1 protein-coding gene is annotated in these 253 nt (G+C 56.5%); it reads left to right on the top strand.

All coding sequences use genetic code 11. The annotated features are described in order from the left end of the window. Positions 1-38: 38 nt before the first annotated feature. The coding region (locus SB822_RS59020; protein WP_410859365.1) for a porin at positions 39-253 on the top strand (215 nt) is incomplete at its 3' end.

Here is a 253-nt window from a genome sequence, read left to right as displayed (position 1 = left end):
CCTTGTAAAAAAGATTCGTAATCCTTGGAGATCATTCGATGAAAAAGTCGCTTCTCGCTCTCGCAGCACTGGGCGCATTCGCAGGCGTCGCACATGCTCAGAGCAGCGTGACCCTGTACGGTATCATTGACGAAGGCTTCAACATCAACACCAACTCGGGTGGCAAGCACCTGTACAACCTGTCCAGCGGCGTCATGCAAGGCTCGCGTTTCGGCCTGCGCGGCACGGAAGATCTGGGCGGCGGTCTGAAGGC

This window comes from Paraburkholderia sp. SIMBA_054 (assembly GCF_046534875.1).
Taxonomy (GTDB): Bacteria; Pseudomonadota; Gammaproteobacteria; order Burkholderiales; family Burkholderiaceae; genus Paraburkholderia; species Paraburkholderia hospita.
This window is presented reverse-complemented; position numbering and strand designations above follow the sequence as displayed.